At 57.0% G+C, this 16,753-nt stretch carries 19 protein-coding genes; 6 read left to right on the forward strand and 13 right to left on the reverse strand.

The features are described from left to right. Positions 1 to 13 precede the first annotated feature (13 nt). From HZA03_07675 to pabB, 9 genes are all read right to left on the reverse strand, one after another. Positions 14 to 817, reverse strand: coding sequence for a cytochrome b N-terminal domain-containing protein (locus tag HZA03_07675; GenBank protein MBI5637831.1), 804 nt, complete (start codon positions 815 to 817; stop codon positions 14 to 16). 12 nt (positions 818 to 829) lie between these two features. Then, positions 830 to 1,399, reverse strand: coding sequence for a ubiquinol-cytochrome c reductase iron-sulfur subunit (locus HZA03_07680; GenBank protein ID MBI5637832.1), 570 nt, complete (start codon positions 1,397 to 1,399; stop codon positions 830 to 832). Positions 1,400 to 1,525: 126 nt separating this feature from the next. Then, positions 1,526 to 2,848: an FAD-binding protein gene (locus HZA03_07685; GenBank protein MBI5637833.1), complete on the reverse strand. Its 1,323-nt coding sequence runs from the start codon at positions 2,846 to 2,848 to the stop codon at positions 1,526 to 1,528. A 51-nt stretch (positions 2,849 to 2,899) separates the two neighbouring features. Continuing rightward, positions 2,900 to 3,901 (reverse strand): HNH endonuclease, encoded by a 1,002-nt coding sequence (locus tag HZA03_07690; GenBank protein ID MBI5637834.1) that lies wholly within the window; start codon positions 3,899 to 3,901, stop codon positions 2,900 to 2,902. Next, positions 3,898 to 4,881, reverse strand: coding sequence for a site-specific DNA-methyltransferase (locus HZA03_07695; protein ID MBI5637835.1), 984 nt, complete (start codon positions 4,879 to 4,881; stop codon positions 3,898 to 3,900). Before HZA03_07695 ends, HZA03_07690 begins: the two co-directional genes overlap by 4 nt. Beyond that, entirely contained in the window at positions 4,878 to 5,042 is a 165-nt protein-coding gene (locus tag HZA03_07700) for a hypothetical protein (protein MBI5637836.1), read from the reverse strand. Before HZA03_07700 ends, HZA03_07695 begins: the two co-directional genes overlap by 4 nt. Further along, positions 5,032 to 5,340: a nucleotidyltransferase domain-containing protein gene (locus HZA03_07705; protein ID MBI5637837.1), complete on the reverse strand. Its 309-nt coding sequence runs from the start codon at positions 5,338 to 5,340 to the stop codon at positions 5,032 to 5,034. Before HZA03_07705 ends, HZA03_07700 begins: the two co-directional genes overlap by 11 nt. A 34-nt stretch (positions 5,341 to 5,374) precedes the next feature. Further along, a complete protein-coding gene (locus tag HZA03_07710; protein ID MBI5637838.1) occupies positions 5,375 to 6,439 on the reverse strand; it encodes a branched-chain amino acid aminotransferase in 1,065 nt (354 codons plus the stop codon). A gap of 89 nt (positions 6,440 to 6,528) precedes the next feature. Then, positions 6,529 to 7,908 carry an aminodeoxychorismate synthase component I gene (pabB, locus tag HZA03_07715; protein MBI5637839.1) on the reverse strand — a complete coding sequence of 460 codons (1,380 nt, stop codon included), beginning with the start codon at positions 7,906 to 7,908 and terminating at the stop codon, positions 6,529 to 6,531. Positions 7,909 to 8,107: 199 nt separating this feature from the next. Here pabB and HZA03_07720 point away from each other — a divergent pair, with 199 nt between their 5' ends. The 3 genes from HZA03_07720 (at position 8,108) to HZA03_07730 (ending at position 9,376) form a co-directional block, all read left to right on the forward strand. Then, the gene (locus HZA03_07720) at positions 8,108 to 8,638 is read left to right on the forward strand and encodes a flavoprotein (protein ID MBI5637840.1); all 531 of its coding nucleotides are present in this window, start codon (positions 8,108 to 8,110) and stop codon (positions 8,636 to 8,638) included. Between the two features lie 95 nt (positions 8,639 to 8,733). Continuing rightward, positions 8,734 to 8,991, forward strand: coding sequence for an AbrB/MazE/SpoVT family DNA-binding domain-containing protein (locus HZA03_07725; GenBank protein ID MBI5637841.1), 258 nt, complete (start codon positions 8,734 to 8,736; stop codon positions 8,989 to 8,991). After that, positions 8,978 to 9,376 carry a type II toxin-antitoxin system VapC family toxin gene (locus tag HZA03_07730; protein MBI5637842.1) on the forward strand — a complete coding sequence of 133 codons (399 nt, stop codon included), beginning with the start codon at positions 8,978 to 8,980 and terminating at the stop codon, positions 9,374 to 9,376. The genes HZA03_07725 and HZA03_07730 overlap by 14 nt, the downstream gene beginning before the upstream one ends. A gap of 37 nt (positions 9,377 to 9,413) precedes the next feature. On the opposite strand, the gene HZA03_07735 is transcribed toward HZA03_07730, so the two are convergent. From HZA03_07735 to moaC, 4 genes are all read right to left on the reverse strand, one after another. After that, complete coding sequence (locus HZA03_07735; protein MBI5637843.1) at positions 9,414 to 9,887, reverse strand: hypothetical protein; 474 nt, start codon at positions 9,885 to 9,887, stop codon at positions 9,414 to 9,416. A 23-nt stretch (positions 9,888 to 9,910) separates the two neighbouring features. After that, a complete protein-coding gene (locus HZA03_07740) occupies positions 9,911 to 10,441 on the reverse strand; it encodes a macro domain-containing protein (protein ID MBI5637844.1) in 531 nt (176 codons plus the stop codon). Between the two features lie 250 nt (positions 10,442 to 10,691). Continuing rightward, positions 10,692 to 10,940, reverse strand: coding sequence for a DUF4926 domain-containing protein (locus HZA03_07745; GenBank protein ID MBI5637845.1), 249 nt, complete (start codon positions 10,938 to 10,940; stop codon positions 10,692 to 10,694). Positions 10,941 to 11,773: 833 nt separating this feature from the next. After that, entirely contained in the window at positions 11,774 to 12,250 is a 477-nt protein-coding gene (gene moaC, locus HZA03_07750; GenBank protein MBI5637846.1) for a cyclic pyranopterin monophosphate synthase MoaC, read from the reverse strand. Positions 12,251 to 12,442: 192 nt separating this feature from the next. Between moaC and dnaK the strand changes: the two genes are divergently transcribed. The 3 genes from dnaK (at position 12,443) to HZA03_07765 (ending at position 16,728) form a co-directional block, all read left to right on the forward strand. After that, positions 12,443 to 14,359, forward strand: a complete 1,917-nt coding sequence (dnaK, locus tag HZA03_07755; GenBank protein ID MBI5637847.1) for a molecular chaperone DnaK — start codon at positions 12,443 to 12,445, stop codon at positions 14,357 to 14,359. 20 nt (positions 14,360 to 14,379) lie between these two features. Then, complete coding sequence (locus tag HZA03_07760; GenBank protein ID MBI5637848.1) at positions 14,380 to 15,297, forward strand: ankyrin repeat domain-containing protein; 918 nt, start codon at positions 14,380 to 14,382, stop codon at positions 15,295 to 15,297. A 90-nt stretch (positions 15,298 to 15,387) separates the two neighbouring features. Then, positions 15,388 to 16,728 (forward strand): PAS domain-containing protein, encoded by a 1,341-nt coding sequence (locus tag HZA03_07765; GenBank protein ID MBI5637849.1) that lies wholly within the window; start codon positions 15,388 to 15,390, stop codon positions 16,726 to 16,728. Positions 16,729 to 16,753 lie beyond the last annotated feature (25 nt).

The following is a 16,753-nucleotide window of genomic DNA, read 5'->3' on the forward strand; positions in this document are numbered from 1 at the left end:
TACCTCCACGCGCTCACAAAGGACCCGAGAATCCGTCTTTGCGGATTCGCCAGAAATGGAACACCATCAGCAAGGTCGCCACCAGCGGGATGCCAACGCAATGCCACACATAGGCGCGCACCAGCGCGTTCGGCCCGATGCGGGTGCCGCCGATAATGGCGAACCGGATATCATTATCAACTTGCACGCCGAGCAGTTCGTGGAAGGGGCCTTCATATCCAACCAGCGGCGAGGCGGAGGCCATGTTGGTGCCCACGGTCACGGCCCAGAACCCCAGCTGGTCCCACGGCAGCAAGTAGCCGGTGAACGAAAGCAGCAGGGTGAACAGCAACAGGAGAACGCCCACCACCCAGTTGAACTGGCGGGGGGCCTTGTAAGAGCCGGTGTAGAAAACGCGCATCATGTGCAGCATCACGGCCAGCACCATCCCGTGCGCCGCCCAGCGGTGCATATTACGCAGGATGACGCCGAATGGCACCATGAAACGCAAATCTTTCATGTCGTTAAAGGCGCGGTGCTCCTCCGGCACATAGTAGAACATCAGCAGGACGCCGGTGAGCGTCAGGAGCAGGAACAGGAAAAAGGTGATACCCCCCATGCACCAGGAGTAGCGCAGGCGGAGGCCATGCTCGCCAACCTTGGTGGGGAAAATGTGCATATAAAAGCTGGATCGCATGACGGCCATGCGCTTGAGCAGTGTGCTCGGGTAGCCGGTGCGGAAGATTGACTTGTAAATCGGGTTGTCGGTCAAAATGGCGGAGATGAGATCGAGCGTTTTTTGCGCCGGAGTTTTGCGCTGGCTTTGATGTTCTGACATGGTTGCCTGCCTTTATGCTTTCAACGGAAGGAAGTACGGTGGTTTGGTGATGTACGCTTTTTCATCGTCATGGAAGTAAATATCGGCATATTTCTTCACTGCTTGCAGGTTGGGGCGGCGGATGCCCAAAAGACCGGTGGTGACGATCATGGAGCCGTCCGGCGCCAACGAAATTTTGGGGCGGTAGAGCGGTTCGGGGGCCGGACCGCCGATCGGTTCGCCCTCCACGTTAAAAATGGAGCCGTGACAGGGACACTTGAACAACCCTTCGCTGGGAAACCAGTTCGGCGTGCAGCCCAAATGGGTGCAGACGCCGACCAGACCGTACATGCCTTTATCGTTGCGGAGTATCCAGACGCGCTGGTTCTTTTTCCAGCGCTCGTCAACCACCACCTTTTCGTTGCCGGAGGGGGCTACATACTCTTCCGGCTTGCCGGCGTTGAAGGTGGAGCGGGGTTCGTACAGAACGCCCGGGTAGAAAAACTTGGCCGTAGCGGCGCCCACCCCGCCAAACAAGGCAAGCATGGATCCCCATCCGACCAAATTGAAAAATCGCCTGCGCGACAAATCTTCGTCAGCCATTTCCCGTCCTCCCATTTTTCCCTCTCCGTCTGGCAGTATGGCAAGTGCCGGTTTTTATATCATGGCAAACGGGAAAATGTAAACAGTTTTTCAGCAAAACGTTTAAGGCGCGGTTTCCCCCTGAACTCAGGAAAATAGCTTTCCCGGATTCAGGATTCCGGCGGGATCGAACGCTTTTTTCAAGCGTTTGCTGATTTCCACGCAGGATTTTCCCAGCTCTTTTTCGATATAGGGCATTTTCACCAATCCCACCCCGTGCTCACCCGAAAGGGTGCCATCCAGGTCGAGCGTTATCTGCAGCACCTCATCCACGGTTGCCAGCGCCAGGGCATACTCTTTGGGGTTAGATGCGTCGGTCATCACATTCACATGGATGTTGCCGTCGCCGGCGTGGCCGAAATTGATAATCGGCAGCCCGGTGCGGCGCGACAGTTCGTCCAACCGTTCCATCAGTTCGGCGATGCGGTTGCGCGGCACGGTAACATCCTCGTTGATTTTGGTGGGACGGAAGCGGTTGAGCGAGACGGAGATGGAGCGCCGCACTTTCCAAAAGCCCTGCGCCGCGGCGTCATCGCGGGCGATGGTGAACGTGCGCGCGCCCCGTTTTTCGCAGATCGCCTCGACCCCTTCCATTTCCTTCAAGGCCGGCTCGGGATCGCCGTCCGTCTCCAGCAGCAGCATCCCCCCGGCGTCTGTGGGCAGCCCCGCTTGCAGATATTCCTCCACGCAGCGAATGGCGGTTTTATCGATGTATTCCAGCGTGCGCGGCACCAGCCGGGCGCGAAGTATCTCCGTCACGGAATCCACCGCCGCGCGGCGGTCATCGAATACCGCCATGGCCGTCACCACCGTTTTCGGCAGCGGCACCAGCTTCAACCGTATTTTCGTGATAATGCCAAGCGTCCCCTCGCTGCCAACCATAAGGCGGGTAAGGTCGTATCCCACCGCCCCTTTGGCGCATTTGATCCCGGTCTCCACCACGTTGCCATCCATAAAGACGGCGGTGAGGCCCATCACATAATCGCGCGTGACGCCGTATTTCACCGCCGAAGGGCCGCCCGCGCCGGTCATCACGTTGCCGCCGATGGTGCTGCTCTTCAGGCTTGCCGGGTCGGGCGGATAAAAGAGGCCGTGCTTGGCCAGCTCTTTTCCCAGTTCGGCGTTCACGATGCCCGGTTCCACCTCGGCATACATCGCCGCGTCATCGATTTTCAGGATGCGGTTCATCTTCACGAAGTTCATCACCACGCCGCCCTGGACGGGAACCGCCGCGCCGGTGTAGCCGGTGCCGGCCCCGCGCGGGGTGATCGGGATGCCGTGCCGGGCGCAGATATTCACCACGGCGGCGACCTCTCCGGTGGAGCGGGGGAAGAGCACGCAATCCGGCATATGCCGTATCTTCGTGGCGTCGAATGAATAGAGGAGCAGCTCCTCGCGGTCCGCGGTCATGTCGCCGCAGGCCGCCCTAAGTTCGTTAAATATATGGAGTGGAAGAGACATTTATGGTTCCCAAGCCCTCAGCTTATTGCTTTCCTCAATAATTTCCGGTCTGGGATAATCTCTTCTATCAGCGGGCAAATGAATAGCGGAAAGAAGGTTATTTGTAAAAGCATCAATGCCGCCGGTCAAATTTGCTTTGCCTAATACTTGCAACCGGCTTTCGCTTAAACGGATCCGATATTTCTTGTCAAATGAAACAAGATTATTGTCATAGGCAAGGTGATGAAGAGCGCATAAAGCAACCCCATTAAAAGTATCATCCGTGCTTCCTTTGCATGAAACGGGGAGGATGTGAGCGGCTTCGATCAGCTTTAATTGAATGCCGCACATCGCGCATTTGTGACTATATGCGCTTAGAACCCTGTTTCTAAAATCATATTCACGGTATTTTCTTTTGATGTTAGTGATTACTTCTTTTCGGTCTTTATTTTTGATAGCGGCTATTTCATCGTCTTTAAGGTCATCGACTTTGTTGAGCAATTCAATTTCTGCCGGTCGACCGGTTTTAAAACCATGGAACTTCGCCATATTTAATGCGTAATCAATTAAATATTCAGGCCTAAACGCGACAGCAATTTCGCCATTAGATCTTTCATACAGGGAGAAGGAATGCTGGTGGGCATTTATCAAGGTATGTTCTTTTACTTGGATGGAAGGGGATGCTGAGCTTTGGCCAGCATGGCGGGTTATGTCAAAGCCGGCAAAAACCTGATAACCATCATGCCATCCTAAAAGAAGCGTGGTCTCTCCTTCCTTATCTTTTGGAACCACTCCCGTTAACTGAACGCGATATTCATCCTTTGACCTTGCTGCGCCGCCACCATGGGTACAGTTCCATATATAAATCCGCAAATTAAGATTATCTTGCTCAGAACCTTGACGCTTGATCGCTTTAAGAAAAAATGGATGATTTTTTTCGACGATAAGGGCTTTCCACCCTCCCGCATCGATGGCGGAAAGAATTATGGAAAATAAATCTTTCTTGGATTTGGTGTTTTTCATTTAAATAACGATAATAATGCCGGGCTAAGAATTTCCGCCTTGTTAACCCGCCTTTTTCTTTCACCGAAACTATCTTTCTCTTCTTCGATGAATCTGAACTTGCTGCCCTCCAGATACTCTTTGGAGAGCTCACAAATAAACCACTGCCTTTTCATCTGCTCGGCTGCGTAGCCAGTGGTATTGGAACCACCGAACGGATCAAAAACTAAATCTCCTTCATCAGTGAGGAATCTGATAAAAAACTCCGCAAAAGCGGAAGGGAAGCGGGCCGGATGGGCCTTTATGCCATGCTGACGGCATAGATGTTGATATTGTCCATTTGAATCGGTATTCGCCAATTCGAGCAAATTAGGCGGGATGGCGCCGCCATTATCTTTTGAAAATTTGTCGGATATATCATGGCCGCTAGGCCGTAATTTAGGCTTGTAGCCATTCTTTAACAAGCTTTTCATGCTTTCGCTGTATGGCTTGAGCACCTTTTTATTATCTGCCTTTGGATTTTGTGATTTGGAAAGCCACCAAACAACGTTTACGGAGTCCTTTACGCGAACTCTTCGCACATTAACCCACTCAGCCGGTGCTGGCAGACGGGCGGGATTGTAATGATAAAATTCCTGTGCCAGATAAAACCCGGTTTCCTTTACCAGCCGAACCAGCAAATCAAACATATAAACGCTACGTACCGGAAAACCGGGTATATATGCTCCACCAAGATCAAGAACAAAAGAACCGTTTTCTTTCAAAATTCTTTTTAGATGGGGCGCAAAAGAAAGAAACCAATCAACATATTTATCCTCATCTTCATTGCCATACTCCTTCTTTCTTTTTAGCGCGAATGGAGGTGAAGTAATAATTAAATTTACGGAATTATCTTTTATATTTTCAAGAAAGGTGATTACATCATCATGAAAGGCATAGCCATATTTTGTAGCGTAAAATGGTTCCAACCCTTTTGTTTTTAAGAAATTATTCTTCGTCATGCACAACATTTTAACAGTGATTTTAAACTTAATCGCATCTTTATGAAGAGCTTTTTTTGTCCACCACCTTTAAAAGTTTCCACAAATAAAAAGCGGCCGGTGAATATATCTCCACCAGCTTTCGCTAACCAGCGAATCACCGTTACTGCTTTATCGTCCATGGCATAGCACGCCTTCAAGAAATGCCACTCTACCCACGGTGGAAACTACTTTCTTTTGACGCTCGAATTCATCTGAAGAAATTACAAACAAATCCATCGAAAAGCCCGGTAAAGAAAAAAGTCGGCGAACGGTGATTTTCACATCTCTTTTGGAGAGAGGGCCGTCATAAACTATCAGCAGATCATAATCACTGTCCGGTCTCGCGCCACCGCGCGCCCGTGAACCAAAAAGAATTATCTTTTCCGGGTGAATGGCTCCGCTAATCCGGGAAACGATTTCTTCCAACTGAGCGTCCATATGATAAATTCTACATCAATATGATTTAAAAAAATCAAACCACTTTCTCCATCCACCCGAAGGTGTCTTCGGCTTCTCCGTATTGGATGGCGGTGATAGCGTCATACAGCCGCTGCGCCAGCGGCCCGATGTTGCCGCCGTTCACCGTCAGCGTTTTGCCGCCGTGGCGGAGTTCACCCACGGGCGATATCACGGCGGCGGTGCCGCTGCCGAAGACTTCGCCCAGCCTCCCCTTTTCCCGCGCGTCAAAAAGTTCGTCGATGGCGATGCGCCGCTCCACCGCCTTGATGCCCCACGCCTTCGCCAACTCCAGCACACTGAGACGCGTAACACCGGGAAGGATGGTTCCCTCCAGCGGCGGGGTGACCAACTCGTCGCCGATCACGCAAAAAATATTCATCGCCCCCACCTCTTCAAGGTAGCGGCGCTCGATGGCATCCAGCCAAATCACCTGCGCAAAACCCTCATCGCGCGCCTCTTCGGCCGCCAGCAGCGAGGCGGCGTAGTTGGCGGGGGTTTTCACATCCCCCAGCCCCCCTTTGGCGGCGCGGATGTAATCGGCGCTGGTGGTCAGCCGCACCGGCTTCACCCCTTCCTTGTAGTAATTCCCCACCGGCGAGGCGATCACCATGAAGGTGTATTCGCGCGAGGCGCGCACCCCCAAAAAACTCTCCGAAGCGAACACAAAGGGGCGCAGGTAAAGCGAATGCCCCCGCTTGTGCGGCACCCAGCCGGCGTCTTCGCGCACCACCGCCTTGACGGCGCCGATGAACTGTTCGCGGCCCATGGACGGAATGGCGAGGCGGCGGCAAGAGCGGACGAACCGCCCGTAAAATTTTTCCGGGCGGAAGAGCGCCACCGCGCCGTTTTTTTGCCGGAAGGCCTTGAGGCCCTCGAATACGATCTGTCCGTAGTGGAGCGCGCTCATCGAGGGGAGCATCGGCAACGGCCCGAAGGGGAGGAGTTTCGCCTCTCCCCAGCCGCCGTTGCGGTATTCCATCAAAAACATATGGTCGGAAAAAACTTCGCCGAACGCCGGGTTTTCAAGGTTCGCCTGCGCGCGCCGGCTGGCGGGGGCTTTGGTCACCGTGATGTTCATATTCCTCTCCGTTGCATAACAGTCAGGAGAACATTCTACCGCCAAACCGGCGGATGCAATAGAGGGCTTGATTTAGGGCGCCGCCGCCTTCACTCCCGCGCCAGGCCGGTGATAATGCGCGCCTTGTGTTCGGTCTCGGCGTATTCCGCCGCCGGGTCGGAATCGGCCACGATGCCGCCGCCCGTGCGGAACACCCCCACGCCGTCCGCGCAGTACAGCGTGCGGATCAGCAGCGACGCGGCAATGCCGCCGTTCATGCCGCACGCCGCCACGCTGCCGCAATAAAAGCCGCGCGGCGTTGTTTCCAGTTCCGCGATAATCTCCATCGCGCGCACTTTCGGCGCGCCGGTCACCGATCCGCCGGGCCAGAGCGCCGCCAGCAGGCGCGGCAACCGCACGCCATCGCGCAACGCGCCGCGCACGGTGCTGACGAGGTGATGCACATTCGGCAGCGTTTCCACGCGGAACATCTCCGGCACGGTCACGCTTCCCGGCGCACAGACCTTCGACAGATCGTTGCGCATGAGATCGACGATCATCAGGTTTTCCGCGCGGTCTTTCACGGAGGCCGGCAGCGCCTCGCGCGCGGCGGCATCCAGCGCGGGATCGGCGTGGCGCGGGGCGGTTCCCTTGATCGGCGCGGTTTCAATCACGCCGCCGCGGACGCTAAAGAAAAGCTCCGGCGAAACGGAGAGCAGCTTGAAACCGCGGCCATCGATGTAGGCTCCCATCGCGCTGGGAGCAAGGCGGACCAGCCGCGAATAGAGCAAAAGACCGGAGCCGTGAAACTCCGCCACCAGCCGCCGGGAGAGATTAACCTGGTAGACATCTCCTTGTTCTATATAGCGTTTTATTTTTGATATTTTTGCCGCAAATCCTTCAAATCCCTCATCGCACTCAAAATGCCCCAAATGCGCCACTTCCTCCACGGCGCAGCCGATCCGGGGCGGCGCGGTTTCGCGCCAGACGATGTCCCACGCTTTTTTCTCCTTGTGATCGAACACCCGGACGGCAGGATAGAAGGCGCACCAGAAATCGCCGCTCTCCGGCGCGGGCGTTCCGGCGAGACGCGGCTCGTAGAACCGGTTCATCTCGTAACTGAAAAGCCAGACCAGCCCGCCGTTAAAAACGCGGCCATCCTTTTCCGGTTTTTGATATTCGCCGAACAATGCGTCGAGCGCGGCGATGACATCGGGCGGCGATCCGGCGAACGGATGCCGGTTGAATCCGGCGATGATCATCCCCTGCTCCCCCTTCATGCGGCAGATGAAGAGCGGCCGCGCCGCCGCATATGAGTAACGCCCCTTCCCTTCCGGGTCATCGCCGCCGCTCAGCAGCAAGTCCCCCTCCCCCTTCGATATTGAAGCGAGGTACCGCACGGGGTCGTAAAACACCGCTTCCGTGACGCGCGGCGCGGCGAAAAGTCCCGCCCCGCCGAGCAGCTCCCTGATTTTGGCGATAGGCACCATCGTCTCCTGCTATGATTTAGCGGGGTGTTGAAAAACCTCCATGTCATTATGAAGGAGCGTAAGCGGGCATGTGTCATCCTGAGCCATAGGCGAAGGATCTCTTTCCGGAACGAGATTCTTCGCTACGCTCAGAATGACATGCATTATCAGGTTTTCAACACCCTGGCAGGAAAATAGTAACATGGACGGGAAAAAGCGCATGGGAGGAAAGACGTTGGCGAAGATCGCATGGGGCATAACCGGCGCGGGACATTTTTTGCGCGAGTCGCTGGAAGCGGCCGCCGGGCTGGGCGATGTGGATTTCTTCGCCTCGGAAGCGGGGGCGGAGGTGTTGAAGCTCTACGGCGCCGCGCCGCCATCGCCGCCGCGCATAGACAAGAGCGCCAGCACGCTCGCCTGCCGCGCCTTTGCCGCGGGGACATACGATCTGCTGGTGATAGCCCCGGCCACGTCGAACTCCGTTGCAAAGTTCGTCCACGGCATCAGCGATACGATGATAACCACGCTCTTCGCGCAGGCGGGCAAGTGCCGCGTCCCCATCGTGGTGCTGCCGACCGACGTGGAGGAGGTCATCGACACGATGGGAGCCACGAAGCCGATACGGCTTTACGCGCGCCCGGTCGACCTTGAAAATGTGGAGAAGCTGAAGACGTTTCCCGGTGTCAAGGTAGCCGCCACGCCGGAGGAACTATCCGCCGCCATCGCCGAGGTTATTTCACTGAAGAGGTGAAACACGCATTTACACCGGCCATAGTGTCAGACAATAAATTAGTTGCATGAATGAATAAAATGTCAAAATTACATAACTTGTCATATACTATGGACATGGAAACATACAAAACCAAACTCTCTGAAGGCGGCCGGGTGGTGATCCCCGCCAAGGCGCGCAAGGCGCTCGGCATAAACATCGGCGATGATATCGTCATCCGCGTGGATAAAACGGGCGATGCGACTATCAGCAGCGTCCGGCGTTCCGTGGAGCGGGCTCAGCGAATCGTCGCCAAGTACGTCAAAGGCAAAAAGTCCCTCGCGGACGAACTGGTAGAGGAACGCCGGCGCGAGGGTAAGGATGAGCGCGGCTGACGGCGCCGTACTGGACGCCTCGGCCGTCCTTGCCGTATTGCGCGCCGAGCCGGGACAGGATGCGGTGGTGGCGGCAATGGCTTCCGGCGAAACCCTTATTTGCGCCGTGAATTACAGCGAAGTGATCGGGCGGCTCGTGGCCCGCGGCACACCCGAACGCGAAGCGGTGGGCGCGGTGGACGAGTTGGGCCTGACGGTAACGCCGTTCGACAAACCGTTGGCGGAGATCGCCGGCGCGTTGTACTCCAAAACCGCCGCCGCGGGGCTTTCGTTGGGAGACCGGGCCTGCCTAGCTCTTTCCCAGCAGACCGGCTGGCCCGCGCTCACCACCGACAAGGCGTGGGCGGGCCTAAAATTTCATCCAAAGATACGGCTGATCCGGTAATCGCGCGATTTCGCCGGTTCCGCCATTCCGCGCGGCGTTACAGCCAGGCGCCGCCGCTGGCGGCGCAGCCGGTCACGAGCGCGCTCACCGGCGTGTTGGGGGAGATGATCTGGTAACCCGCATAGTAGTACATCGTGTGGCCGGGATAGACGCATCTGCCGATCAAATTGCCGGTGGGACAGCTCTGCACCAGAAAATTCGCGTAGCCGTAATACGGGTTGAGCTGGCAGGCCGTCTGGTTCGCGTAAAGACCGGCATTTGAGCAGTTGATATCGTTGCCGCTGATATTTGTAAACCGCACCAAGCACCCCCCGGCCACCGGCGCCGCCGGATCGATGCCGGCGCGGGGATTCATCCCGGTATCGTTGAGCAATACGGCATTGCTGCCGAGCGGCGCGTCATACACGCTTGGCCCCGCCGTTGAATTGTTGGCGGTGTTGGCGTTGCCGCACGCGGCAAGCATCAGCGCCGCAAAAATGAATACTACTTCCCTTACCCGCATCGTTTGCATATCGGCGGCAAGACGCCGCCACTTTACGGTTTTTCCGAAATCCGCCGCAGGGTTTCGGTGAACACGGCTTCGGCTTGCGGGCCGTAAAGGCAGAAGGTAACCAGCGTCAGCCCGGTTTTTTCTTTTTCCAGATATTCCGTTGTGGTTTTCAACATTATTTCGGCGCAACGATCCATCGGAAAACCAAAAATGCCGGCGCTGATGGCGGGGAAAGCGATACTTTTGAGGCCGTTTTTATCCGCCACTTTCAGGCTGTTCAGCGTGGCGTTTTTCAGCTTTTCGTCTTCGCCCCCTTCCCCCATGCGCGGGCCGACGGCGTGGATGACGTGCCGCGCCTTGAGGTTGCCGCCGGTGGTGATAACCGCGCCGCCCACGAACGTGCCGCCGATGGCGTTGCATTCTTGTTGAATGGCGGGTCCGCCGCGCTGGCGGATGGCCCCCGCAACGCCGCCGCCGAGTATCAGTTGATCGTTCGCGGCGTTGACGATGGCATCGCGGTCGAGGAGCGTGATGTCCCCCTCGACGATTTCAATTTCGCTTTTGCCGATCTTCACTTTCCGACCGTTTCGGTGTCATTCTGAGCACGTTCGCTTCGCTCAGTGTAAACTCCGCGAAGAATCCCTTTCCGGAAAGGGATCCTTCGCCCTTGAAGGGCATTTCCGCGGCGGTTTGTACGCGGCTGGCTCCATCGCATTTCGCCGCCGCATTTTATTCCGCCGCTCCCTCGCCCGCGGCTCAGGATGACATTCATAAATGATTTCCCTTCCCCTTTTTACCGCCTGAAGGCGCCGCCCTTGCCGCCGTCTAAATTGCTTTCGCCATGTGGCGAACGGTCAATACTTCATCCGCCCGCAATGGCTCCAAATGCGATTCTGGAACCGTGACGACCGCGATGGAAGCACCCAGCGCGTTGAATACTTCCAGCACACAGCCGTTCTCGCCTCCCGCAGGATGGGGGACTGTTTCCACAAGGGTGGCAATATCCCCTTTTTTCAGGTTGAATTCCGGCACGTCCACGGCTAACGCCACCTGTTCATAGAGCGGAAATTTCATTTCATCTCCCTTTTCTCGGTTTCAACGTAATAAAACAAACTACCCTCCATTCCGCATATTCCGGTTCCCCATTTTTGCTTACAAACGCTTGAAATAAAGCATGGGGAATAGCAGAAAGAAGATGAACACGAACAACACCGCTGAACAAATGATACTTTTCCTAAAATGCTTCACTAAGGTGTCATCTAAGATATGACTGTGCGCAGGCAACCTGTTAAAAAGAAAGAAGGAAAGCCCATAATTAATATGGTTATTGGCGACAAACCATTCAAATTCTAACGGGTATAACTTCCTGACATGATTTAGCAGCTTCATATTTAGCACGATGATCGATGCCAAGCATACTATTTCTACAGCAATCATGAACAATACCGCCAAGACCCATGTTTCTTTAATTAGCATAATTAAAATAGAGGTACCGTATTTGAAACTCCGGACCGTCAGCTTTCCGCCGCATCCAAATGGCGGTCACCGGCAAGCTTCGCCCGTTAGGGCCGGTCAGTTCGCCGTCGGTTCTGTAAAATGCGCCGTATTCGCCGTCTCCATCTTCCACCGCTTCCGCTTTTTGCGCAAGGGCGGCCAACTCCTTTTTCAGATCATGTGGATTTGTGGGGGTAAACCCGGCTTGAGAGACCCAAATCTCCGGCTAAGGAAACGTGTTGCGTCGGTACAACAGAATTCATTCTGTTGTTGGCCCGCAAGGGCCAAGAATGCTTGCCCCCTTCGGGAACAACCGCAGATGAATCCTGCGGTACCAACCATATTCTTGGGACGAGGAGGTATCCGGTCAACTTTTCATTTGGGATAACAATGTCAATCGGAAGCTTCATCCTTCACCGCCTGAAGGGGCCGCTCTTGCCGCCGTCTTTTTCCAGCAGGCAGATGTCGCCGATCTTCATCCGCTTGTCCATCGACTTGCACATATCGTAAATAGTGAGCGCCGCCACCGACACGGCGGTGAGCGCCTCCATCTCCACCCCGGTGACGCCGAACACGCCAGCCTCGGCGAAAATCTCCACGCCCCCATCGGTCCAATTGAACCGCACCTCGCACGCGTCCAACCCCAGCGGGTGGCACAGCGGAATAATATCGGCGGTCTTCTTTGCCGCCATGATGCCGGCCACGCGGGCCGCGGCGAAGACATCACCTTTGGGAACGCGCTTTTCCTTCAGCGCGGCAATGGTGCCGGCGGACATTTTAATAAACGCCCCCGCAAGCGCCCGGCGCCGCGTCGGTTTCTTCGCGGAGACGTCGACCATGTGCGCCTCCCCCTTGCTGTTGATGTGCGTAAGCTGTTTTTTTGATGCCATGCTTTTGATACTAACAGCTTTGCACCGGCTTTACCCCTTAAATATCATATAAATAGCTTGGCGCCGCGCCACCGGCGCAACCCATTAAAATTATTTATCTTTCACCGCCCCAAAACCTTGACCGGGGGCCGGGAAAGTCTTATTGATTAGCTACGGAAATACAAGCATCTCAATAAAAGCTTTGGAGGAATAATGGGCAAGATTATAGGTATCGACCTGGGAACCACCAACTCCGTCGTAGCGGTAATGGAAGGTGGCCAGCCCAAGGTCATCGTGAACGAAGAAGGGGCGCGCACCACGCCGTCGGTGGTCGCTTTCGCCAAAGACGGGGAAATCCTCGTCGGCCAGGTGGCCAAGCGCCAGTCGGTAACCAACCCGCATAACACCGTTTATTCCATCAAGCGCTTCATGGGCCGCAAGTTCAACGAAGTGCGCGAAGAGATGAAAATGGTTCCCTACAAAGTCGTCGAGGGACCGAACGGCGACGTCCGCATCGACATAAGCGGCAAGCTCTACAGCCCGCCGGAAATCTCGGCCAAGGTTTTGGAGAAGCTGAAAAAAGCGGCCGAAGCCTATCTGGGCGAGCCGGTCACCGAAGCGGTCATCACCGTGCCGGCTTACTTCAACGACGCGCAGAAGCAGGCCACCAAAGACGCCGGGCGCATCGCCGGCCTCGACGTGAAGCGGATCATCAACGAACCGACCGCCGCGGCCCTTGCCTACGGCATGGACAAGACCAAAGACCACATGGTGGCGGTGTACGACCTCGGCGGCGGCACCTTCGACATCTCCGTGATTGAAGTGGGCGACAACGTGGTGGAAGTGAAAGCGACCAACGGCGACACCCATTTGGGCGGCGACAACTTCGACCAGCGGATCATCGACTGGCTGGCCGCCGAATTCAAGAAAGACCAGGGGATCGACCTCAGCAAGGACGCGATGGCGGTGCAACGCCTGAAAGAGGCGGCGGAAAAAGCGAAGATGGAGCTATCCACCCTGGCCGAGACCGAGATCAACCTGCCGTTCATCACCGCCGACGCCAGCGGCCCCAAGCACCTGAGCATGAAGCTCACCCGCAGCCGCTTCGAGGCGATGATAGACGACTACCTGCAAAGAAGCTTCGGGCCGGTGAAACAGGCGATGGGCGACTCCGGGCTGAAACCGGAGGAAATCAGGGAAGCGATCCTCGTCGGCGGTTCCACCCGCATCCCGAAGGTGCAGGAGATGGTGAAGAACTACTACGGCAAGGAGCCGCATAAAGGGGTGAACCCGGACGAAGTGGTGGCGCTCGGCGCCGCCGTTCAGGCCGGCGTCTTGGGCGGCGAGGTGAAGGACATCCTGCTGCTCGACGTTACCCCGCTCTCGCTCGGCATCGAAACGCTCGGCGGCGTGATGACGCGCCTCATCGAACGCAACACCACGATCCCCACCCGCAAAAGCGAGGTCTTCTCGACGGCGGCGGAGGGGCAGACCTCGGTGGAAATCCATGTGCTGCAGGGGGAACGCGAAATGGCGGCGGGCAACCGCACGCTGGGACGCTTCCACCTCGACGGCATCCCGGCCGCGCCGCGCGGCGTGCCGCAGATAGAAGTGACCTTCGATATCGACGCCAACGGCATCGCGCATGTATCGGCGAAGGACAAGGGAACCGGCAAGGAACAGAAAATCACCGTCACCTCCTCCTCCGGCCTGAACGAGGACGAGATCAAGAACATGGTGAAGGACGCCGAAGCCAACCGCGAAGAGGACAAGAAAAAACGCGAGGCGGCCGATGCCCGCAACTTGGCCGATTCGCTGGTCTACCAGACCGAAAAGACGCTGGCCGAAAACAAGGATAAGGTTCCGGCCGACCTCGTTTCCGGCGTGGAGGCCGAACTGGCCGCCACAAAGAAGACGATGGAAGGAGATGACACCGCGGCGATCAAAGGCGCGGCGGAAAAGCTGCGCCACGCCAGCCACAAGATGGCCGAAGCCATCTACGCGGCGGCGGGGGCCGCGGGAGGCCCGCAGGGCGGACCGCAAGAGCCGGCGGGCGGCGCAGGTCCCGGCGGAGCCGCGGACGGACAGGGAAATGTGGTCGACGCCGAGTTCGAGGATTTGAAAAAGTAACTTCCTTTTGGAGTACCGCCATGAGACGGATGCTGATCGCGCTTGTTATTGCCGCCATTCCCCTTGCCGCGCCGGCGTCCCCCTTGAAAGAGGGGGATGTTTCCAGTCCGGCCGCCAGAGGGGAGCAGTCCGTTAAATCCGGCAACGAAGCCGCGGCCTCCTTCCTTAAAGCCGCGCAGGAAAGGGATGCCGAAACGCTGAAAGCCATGTTGGCGGACGGTTTTGACCCCAACTACACGGATGAACACGGGCAGACCGCCATCCTGTTTACCATTCTCGCTGGCGATGACGAGGGCGTGGATATCCTGCTTGAAGCGGGGGCCGACCCCAATACCGCCGATTCGCACGGCAACCCCGTCCTTTCGATGGCCGCCGAGGAGGGATACCTCGAAATCGTGCAATCGTTGCTGAAAAAGGGGGCCGATGTGAACCGTACCGACAAGGACGGCGCCACCGCATTGATGGAAGCGGCGGGGAAAAACCGGATGGATGTTGTGAAGGCGCTGATCGATGCGGGGGCTGATCCGAATCTGGCCGCCGCGAATGGGGTAACGCCGGTCTGGGCCGCTTCGTACGAAGGGCTTGTGGAGATGGTGGAGTATCTCCTTCCGCTTTCAAAAGACGTCAACGTGAAAGACAATACGGGCAAACAGACCCTCCTTATGAATATGATAAATATGGCCGAGGCGAATCAGGCCGGCATTGTGAAGGCGCTGCTGGAAAGGGGCGCCGATGTAAACGCCGTGGACGAGCGCGGGTGGACGCCGCTTATGTGGGCCGCAAAATTGGACGACGCGGAGATTACCCGCATACTCCTTGAAAAAGGGGCCGACCCGAACATCCGCGCCAAGCGGAACGAAACCGCCCTGACAATCGCGAAAAAAGAAAATCACGCGGCCGTGGCGGCGCTTCTTTCAAAGGCCAAACCAAAAAAATAACCCTCCCGGCCTTGCGGGAACGCCGCGCCCGGTATGCAACCGTTGATAAACGCTGTATACTTTCGGAAAATAACCGGAGGCAGGGGGAAAATGGAACGGGGCGGGCTGGCGCTTTTCGGGCGGTTCATCGCCATAATCATAGCGACCGAGTTTGGCGCCGAGCTGCTGATCCCCCCGTTGTTCGGCATGGAGCCGGAAAACATCTTCAAGACCTTTGTGGATACCGCCCTGCTGAGCCTTATCGGGAGCGTGCTTGCCTACTTTTTCATCTACCGCCCCGCCACCGAAAACATCCGGCGGACGCGCCGGGCCGAATCCGAAAGCCAACTGGCCGAGGAACGGCTGATGGCGCTTATCAACGCGATGCCGGACGCCGTTTACTTCAAGGACGGCGATGGGCGCTGGCTGGTGGTGAACGATGCGGGCCTGAAACTGTTCGATCTGGAAAATAACGGCTATCGCGGCAAGCGGGATTCCGAGCTGGCGCCGCCGGACAACTTCCACCATCCGGCGCTCCGCCACTGCGAAGAGACCGATAAAAAGGCGTGGGAGGACGAAGGCCCCATCCGCGTGGAAGAAAAAATCCCCCAGCCGGACGGACGGCTGCTCCATTTCGATGTCATCAAAACGCCGCTTTTCCACCCGGACGGCACGCGCAAGGGGCTGGTCATCCTGGGACGCGACATCACGCGGGAAAAATCGCTGAAAAACGCCCGCGACTATTTCGCCGCCGTCACGTCGCACGAGATGCTGACGCCGCTCACCAAGCTCCGCCTCGTCAAAACCCTTGTCGCCAACCCCGGAAGCGGTCCGGACGCCCCGGCGCGCCTGGGCGAGGTGGCGAAATGCGTCCAGGAGGGGTACGACGAATTTTCCCGGATCGCCGATACCACCAGCTTGTTGGCGGCCTTGAGCGCCCCGTCCCCGCCGGAAACGTTCAAGGCGTTCCTGATCCATCTGCACGCGCTGCGGGCGATCAACAAGACCATTGAAGGGATCGAACATGAAAAACGGGCGGTGCGGCTGGCGATGGACATGGACGGCCTCGCGCACGATGCGCGGGTGCATGGCAACCCCGCCATCGTGGAAGCGGCCCTGCGCGAGGTGCTTTCAAACGCCGTGAAATACACCCCCAACGGCGGCACGGTCACGGTGAAAGGTTTCACGAAAGAAAAAGAGGCGGTCATCGCCATCGCCGACCAGGGAACCGGCATACCGGCGGAAAAAATACAGGCGGCCTTCGAGCCGTTCTTCTCGCTTGAAAACCCGCTTAACCATTCCACCGGGCAGTACAAGTTTCGGGGGGGCGGCCTCGGTATCGGCCTCACAATCGCGCTGATGGCTTTGCGGCACCACGGCGGCGCCATTACCCTGGAAAGCGGCGGAGAGGGCGGCGGCACCGTGGCCACCCTGCGTTTCCCCCTCGCCTGACCGCACGGAACCGCGCTCCGTTGGC

This window comes from Nitrospinota bacterium (assembly GCA_016217735.1).
GTDB lineage: Bacteria > Nitrospinota_A > UBA7883 > JACRGQ01 > JACRGQ01 > JACRGQ01.